Here is a 5,030-nt window from a genome sequence, read left to right on the forward strand (position 1 = left end):
GCCCCGCCCGCCGGGGCCCGCCGCCGCCACGGCGGGCACAGCGGACGCAGAGGACACCGGGGGCGCTGAGGACGCTGAGGACGCTGAGGACGCCGCGGCCCTGAGGCGGCGGCCACGCAGGAACCCGGAGACCAGGAAGAGCACCGCGGCGAGTCCGGTCACCGCCACCCCGGACCACACCACGGGGTTGAACACCAGACCTGTGAGGAAACCGATGATCGCCGTGCCGATCTGCCACAGGGTGGGAAGCGCGCCGGTCAGAAAGGCGGCGACGGGTAGCAGTGACCAGGCCGCGGCACGTAACCCCGCCGCGACGCCACGGCGCCGCATCAGCAGGAAACTCAGCACCAGCCCCACACCGGTGACCCCGGCGCAGAGCGGCAACCACGCGATCTGATTGAACGACACAGCGGACCGCCCCTCATGTTGACCTATCTGACATCCATCCTGGCACGTCGGATCAGGACGAGCCCTCCTTCTCAAGGAGGGATCATCCCTTAGGGGGTGCGGCCAGGATCGTATGAAAGATCAGGGAGGATCCCCAGCAGGCGCTCTCCCGAAAGGAGCGCACCGGCCGTCCTCATGCCATCCGCCGGACGACAGGGCCGCTCAGCGGGCACCGGCGGACAGTGAGCGCAGGACCTCCACATCGACCTCATGCAGCGACCCGACGACAAGACGGCCCGGCGCACCGGGAATCGGCAGCACGCTCGGCACCGCCACCACCCGGCAGCCCGCCGCGGTAGCCGATGTCACCCCATTCGGGGAATCCTCCAGCGCGACGCAGCGGCCCGGGTCCACGCCCAGCAGACGGGCCGCCGTCAGGTAGGGCTCGGGATCGGGCTTGGTCCTCGCGACATCGTCACCGGTGACCACGTGGTCGAAGTGATGCCTGCCGATGCTCCGCAGGCACGCCTCGGCGATCGGCTGTGCCGAGGAGGTGACCAGGGCGGCGGCCAGGCCCTCCCCGTGCACCCCCGCCAGCAGCTCGGCGGCGCCCGGCATCATCTCCACACCACCGGCGAGCCTGGAGATCATGCCTTCCATCATCCAGCTCTCCACCTCCTCGGGAGCGGCGCTCCCGCCGGAGACCCGGAGCATGTACGCCACGGCCGCCGACATCGAGCCGCCCACCATGTTCTCCTGGTGGGTGGCCCCCCACTCGCCGCCGAGCCGCTCCATCACCTCGGTCTCGACCTGGAACCAGATCTTCTCGCTGTCGACGAGAAGCCCGTCCATGTCGAAGAGAACCGCTTCCATACCCTTGTAGCCCTTCCGGCAGACGGTCACACGTTGAAGTAGTTGGCCTCAGGGTGATGGACGATCAGCGCGGACGTCGACTGTTCGGGGTGGAGCTGGAACTCCTCGGACAGCTCGACACCGATCCTGGACGGGTCGAGCAACCCCATCAGCTGGACCTGATCCTCCAGATTGGGGCAGGCCGGGTAGCCGAAGGAGTAGCGGCAGCCCATGACGTTGACCTTGAGCATGTCCTCCAGGGACTCGTCACCGCCGATGCCCAGTTCGGTGCGCACCCGCGCGTGCCAGTACTCGGCCAGGGCCTCGGTCAGCTGCACCGACAGACCGTGCAGCTCCAGGTAGTCGCGGTAGGCGTCCTTGGCGAACAGCTCGGCCGCCGCCTCGGAGACCCGGTTGCCCATCGTCGCGACCTGGAAGGCGACGACGTCGACCTCACCGGAGTCCTTGGAGCGGAAGAAGTCGGACAGGCACAGGTGCCGGTCGCGGCGCTGGCGCGGGAAGGTGAACCGGGTGCGCTCGTTGCCCCCCTCGTCCAGGATGATCAGCGAGTCGCCGTCGCTGACGCACGGGAAGTAGCCGTAGACGACCGCCGCCTCCAGCAGGCCCTCGGTCTGCATCTGCTCCAGCCACATCCGCAGGCGCGGCCTGCCCTCGGTCTCGACCAGTTCCTCGTAAGAGGGCCCGTCACCACCGCGGGCGGCCTTGAGGCCCCACTGACCCATGAACGTCGCCCGCTCGTCAAGGAACGCGGCGTACTCCGCGAGCGGTACGCCCTTGATGACGCGCTCGCCGAGGAAGGGCGCCGCCGGCACCGCGTTGTCGACGGCCACGTCGGAGCGGGCCGGCAGCTCCTCCACCGGCGTCCTGACCAGCGTGGCTCCGGTCTTGACCCGGCGCTCGCGCAGCGGCGGCAGGCTCGCGCCCTTCTCGCCGCGCTTGACCGCCATGAAGGCGTCCATCAGGCGCAGTCCCTCGAAGGCGTCGCGGGCGTAGCGGACCTCGCCCTGGAAGAGTTCCGCGAGGTCCTGCTCGACGTAGGCACGGGTCAGCGCGGCCCCGCCGAGCAGCACGGGGAACCTGTCGGAGATGCCCCTGGAGTTCATCTCCTCCAGGTTCTCCTTCATGACCACCGTGGACTTCACCAGCAGCCCGGACATGCCGATGACATCGGCCTTCTTCTCCTCCGCAGCCTCCAGGATGACCGACACCGGCTGCTTGATGCCGAGATTGACGACCTCGTAGCCGTTGTTGGAGAGGATGATGTCGACCAGGTTCTTGCCGATGTCGTGCACGTCGCCCTTGACCGTGGCGAGCACGATGCGGCCCTTGGTCTCGCCCTCGACCCGGTCCATGTGCGGCTCCAGGTAGGCCACCGAGGTCTTCATCACCTCGGCCGACTGGAGCACGAACGGCAGCTGCATCTGGCCGGAGCCGAACAGCTCGCCGACGGTCTTCATGCCGTCGAGCAGCACGTCGTTGACGATCTCCAGGGCGGGGCGCTGGGCGAGGGCCTCGTCGAGGTCGGCCTCCAGGCCCTTGCGCTCACCGTCGACGATGCGGCGCTTGAGCCGCTCCCACAGCGGCAGCGCGGCGAGTTCCTCGGCCTTGCTCGCTTTGAGAGCCGCGGCGTCGACGCCGTCGAACAGCTCCATGAACCGCTGCAGCGGGTCGTAACCCTCCCTGCGCCGGTCGTAGACCATGTCCAGGGCGACCTGGCGCTGCTCCTCGGGGATGCGCGCCATCGGCAGGATCTTGGAGGCGTGCACGATCGCCGCGTCGAGGCCGGCGTTGACGCACTCGTTGAGGAAGACCGAGTTGAGCACGATGCGGGCAGCGGGATTGAGACCGAACGACACGTTCGACAGGCCCAGTACCGTCTGCACCCCGGGGTGGTGCCGCTTGATTTCCTTGATCGCCTCGATCGACTCCAGCGCGTCGCGCCTGGTCTCCTCCTGGCCGGTGGCGATGGGGAAGGTGAGCACGTCGACGAGGATGTCCTCGACGTGCATGCCCCACTTCGTGGTCAGGTCCTCGATGAGGCGCAGCGCGATCCGGACCTTCCAGTCGGCGGTACGCGCCTGTCCCTCCTCGTCGATGGTCAGGGCCACCACGGCCGCGCCGTACTCGCGTACCAGCGTCATGTTCTTGTGGAAACGCGACTCGACGCCGTCGCCCTCCTCGTAGTTGACCGAGTTGACGACCGCGCGCCCGCCGAGCATCTGCAGCCCGGCCTCCAGCACGGCGGGCTCGGTGGAGTCGAGGACGATCGGCAGCGTGGAGGCGGTGGCGAAGCGGAAGGCCAGCTCCTTCATGTCGGCCACGCCGTCGCGCCCCACGTAGTCGACGCAGAGGTCGAGCATGTGCGCGCCGTCGCGGGCCTGCGCCCGCGCGATCTCCACGCACTCCTCCCAGTCCTGGGCGAGCATCGCCTCCCGGAATGCCTTGGAACCGACGGCGTTGGTGCGCTCGCCGATGGCCATGTACGAGATGTCCTGGCGGAAGGGGACGCTCTGGTAGAGAGAGGAGGCACCGGCCTCGGGGCGGGGCCGGCGCGGGGCCGTCTCCTGCCCGCGTACCCTCTCGACGACCTGGCGCAGGTGCTCGGGCGTGGTACCGCAGCAGCCGCCGACGAGGGAGAGGCCGTAGTCGCGGGTGAAGTTCTCGTGCGCCGAGGCCAGTTCCCCGGGGCTCAGCGGGTAGTAGGCGCCGTCGGAGGTCAGCACGGGCAGTCCGGCGTTGGGCATGCACGAGAGGCGGACCCGGGCGTGGCGGGCCAGGTAGCGGAGGTGCTCGCTCATCTCGGCGGGACCTGTCGCGCAGTTCAGGCCGATCACGTCGACGCCGAGCGGCTCGATCGCGGTCAGTGCCGCGCCGATCTCCGAGCCCAGCAGCATCGCGCCGTTGGTCTCGATGGTCACCTGGGCGATGATCGGCACGTCCCGGCCGGCGTCGGCGATGGCCCGGCGTGCGCCGATCACCGCCGCCTTGACCTGGAGCAGATCCTGGGAGGTCTCGATGATCAGGGCGTCGGCGCCACCGCCGACCAGCCCCGCGGCGTTGTCGTAGTAGGCGTCGCGCAGCACGGCGTACGGCTTGTGCCCGAGAGTCGGGAGCTTGGTGCCGGGGCCGATGGAGCCGAGCACGAAGCGCGGCCGCTCGGGGGTGGACCAGGCGTCGGCCGCCTGCCGGGCGACGCGGGCACCGGCCTCCGAGTATTCGAAGACCCGTTCGGAGATGTCGTATTCACCGAGAGCCGAAAGGTTGGCCCCGAAGGTGTTGGTCTCGACGCAGTCGACCCCCACCTCGAAGTAGGCCTCGTGCACGGCACGGACGATGTCGGGGCGGGTGACATTGAGCACCTCGTTGCAGCCCTCGTGGCCCTGGAAGTCGTCCAGGGTGACGTCGTGGGCCTGAAGCATCGTCCCCATGGCCCCGTCGGCGACCATCACGCGCTCGGCCAGGACTTCACGGAAGGACGGGGTGCTTGTCATGAGACAAGAGTACTGGGATCCACATGGCCGTTATTGTTGTCGACAGCAATTGAACTTCTTGTCCAATTAATACGGCCACCCCTGTGAGGCACCGATGGCGACCTACCGCACCATCCTTGTCGGCACCGACGGCTCCACCTCCTCCTTCGGCGCGGTCTCCTCGGCCGCCTCCCTCGCCGCCGCCACCGGCGCCGACCCGACCACCCGCGAGGTCCGCTTCAGCCTGGCCTGACCGCGCCTCGTCCGGGAAACCAGCCGTACCCGGTACGCCCCCCGCAC

The 5,030-nt window shown here is 68.9% G+C and carries 4 protein-coding genes; 1 reads left to right on the forward strand and 3 read right to left on the reverse strand.

Annotated features, from left to right (window positions below):
- The 3 genes from ABZ260_RS46310 to metH all read right to left on the reverse strand — a co-directional run.
- A partial coding sequence (locus ABZ260_RS46310) for a cellulose synthase (protein ID WP_355631022.1) occupies positions 1 to 408 on the reverse strand: 408 nt, incomplete at its 3' end.
- Positions 409 to 609: 201 nt separating this feature from the next.
- Positions 610 to 1,260, reverse strand: a complete 651-nt coding sequence (locus ABZ260_RS46315) for an HAD family phosphatase (RefSeq protein WP_355631025.1) — start codon at positions 1,258 to 1,260, stop codon at positions 610 to 612.
- A 26-nt stretch (positions 1,261 to 1,286) separates the two neighbouring features.
- Positions 1,287 to 4,751 carry a methionine synthase gene (gene metH, locus ABZ260_RS46320; protein ID WP_355631028.1) on the reverse strand — a complete coding sequence of 1,155 codons (3,465 nt, stop codon included), beginning with the start codon at positions 4,749 to 4,751 and terminating at the stop codon, positions 1,287 to 1,289.
- A 94-nt stretch (positions 4,752 to 4,845) separates the two neighbouring features.
- Between metH and ABZ260_RS46325 the strand changes: the two genes are divergently transcribed.
- Positions 4,846 to 4,983 carry a universal stress protein gene (locus tag ABZ260_RS46325; protein ID WP_355631031.1) on the forward strand — a complete coding sequence of 46 codons (138 nt, stop codon included), beginning with the start codon at positions 4,846 to 4,848 and terminating at the stop codon, positions 4,981 to 4,983.
- Positions 4,984 to 5,030: the final 47 nt, after the last annotated feature.

It is taken from the genome of Streptosporangium sp. NPDC006013 (assembly GCF_040614275.1).
Lineage (GTDB): Bacteria > Actinomycetota > Actinomycetes > Streptosporangiales > Streptosporangiaceae > Streptosporangium.

What these genes read in the sequence shown, in the direction of transcription:
- metH (WP_355631028.1), bottom strand. Translation starts at nt 4,751, where the DNA reads ATGACAAGCACCCCGTCCTTCCGTGAAGTCCTGGCCGAGCGCGTGATG.
- ABZ260_RS46315 (WP_355631025.1), bottom strand. Translation starts at nt 1,260, where the DNA reads ATGGAAGCGGTTCTCTTCGACATGGACGGGCTTCTCGTCGACAGCGAG.
- ABZ260_RS46325 (WP_355631031.1), top strand. Translation starts at nt 4,846, where the DNA reads ATGGCGACCTACCGCACCATCCTTGTCGGCACCGACGGCTCCACCTCC.